Raw genomic sequence first — 1,393 nt, 5'->3', positions numbered from 1 at the left:
GTCGCCGGTGAACGACAAGACACCGGACAAGGGGATCCTCGGCTTCTACCTCTTCGCCTGGCCGACGGACCCGCACTGGCTGTACCGGCTCAACCAGGGCGTCCACGTCACCCTCGGCATCACCCTGATCCCCGTCCTGCTCGCCAAGCTGTGGTCCGTGGTGCCGAGGCTGTTCGCGCTGCCGCCGGCCCGCTCGCTCGCGCACGCCCTGGAGCGGATCTCGCTGCTGCTCCTGGTGGGCGGCGCACTGTTCCAGTTCGTGACCGGTGTGCTCAACATCCAGCTCGACTACGTCTTCCCCGGCTCCTTCTACCCGCTGCACTTCTACGGGGCATGGGTGTTCTTCGCCGCGTTCGTCGCCCACGTGCTGCTGCGGATGCCCACGGTGCTGCGCAATCTGCGGAACCTGCGGGAGGAGCGGAACGACCTGGTGACCCCGCGCCCCGCCGAGCCGACCTTCTCCCGGCGGGGCGCCCTGTGGTTCGTCGGGGGCGGCTCGCTGCTGCTGTTCGCCACCACGGTGGGGCAGAACTTCGACGGTCCGCTGCGGCGCACCGCCCTCCTGGCACCGCGCGGCGGCGGCGATCCCGGCAGTGGCCCGAACGGCTTCCAGATCAACAAGACCGCCGCGTACGCCGGGATCGACGCGGCGGAGACGGGCGAGGACGCGTGGCGGCTCACCGTCACGGGGCGCGCGGGCACCGTCCGCCTCCGCCGGGACGAGCTGCTCCGGCTCCCCCTGCACAGCGCGGCGTTGCCCATCGCCTGCGTGGAGGGCTGGTCGACGTCGAACCAGTGGTGGCGCGGGGTGCGACTGCGCGACCTCGCGGCGCTCGTCGGGTACGACGACGACCCGCCGGACGTGTTCGTCGAGTCCCTCCAGCGGAGCGGCGCCTTCCGGGAAGCCGCCCTGCGCGCCAACCAGGTGGCCGACCCGCGTTCCCTGCTCGCCCTGTACGTCAACGGCGAGGAGCTGTCCCCCGACCACGGCCACCCGGCGCGGATCATCGTGCCCGCCGCGCCCGGTGTGCTGAACACCAAGTGGGTGGCCCGGATGACGTTCGGAGACCTGTGATGCCTCCACGGCTTCCCCGGCTTCCGCGCCTTCCGATCGGCAGCCCCCTGCAACTCCTGCTGCTGGCCTGCTCGTTCGCGCTCGCCGCCTACGCGGGGGTACGGCTGCTCGCGGACGACTGGTTCGGCGTGGCGCTGTGGTTCGTGGGGGCGGCGCTGCTGCACGACCTCGTGCTGCTGCCCTTGTACGCGGTCGCGGACCGGGCGGTCGTGCGGGGGCTCGGCACGATCCGGCGCCGGGAGTGGGTGCCGTACGTACGCGTACCGGCGGCCCTCTCCGGACTGCTCCTTCTGGTGTGGTTCCCGCTGATCAGCGGGA

The 1,393-nt window shown here is 71.9% G+C and carries 1 protein-coding gene and 1 pseudogene; both read left to right on the top strand.

Annotated features, from left to right (window positions below; all coding sequences use genetic code 11):
• Positions 1-1,075, top strand: a 1,075-nt coding sequence (locus AOK11_RS38535) for a molybdopterin-dependent oxidoreductase (RefSeq protein ID WP_055598240.1), incomplete at its 5' end; no start/stop codon positions are given.
• Positions 1,075-1,393, top strand: a pseudogene (locus tag AOK11_RS38530) (hypothetical protein); the annotation flags it as partial. The gene AOK11_RS38535 and the pseudogene AOK11_RS38530, both read left to right, overlap by 1 nt.

The organism is Streptomyces hirsutus (assembly GCF_001418415.1).
In the GTDB taxonomy this organism is placed as follows: Bacteria; Actinomycetota; Actinomycetes; order Streptomycetales; family Streptomycetaceae; genus Streptomyces; species Streptomyces hirsutus.
The sequence above is the reverse complement of the archived record's forward strand: the minus strand, read 5'-3'. Positions and strand labels throughout refer to the sequence as shown.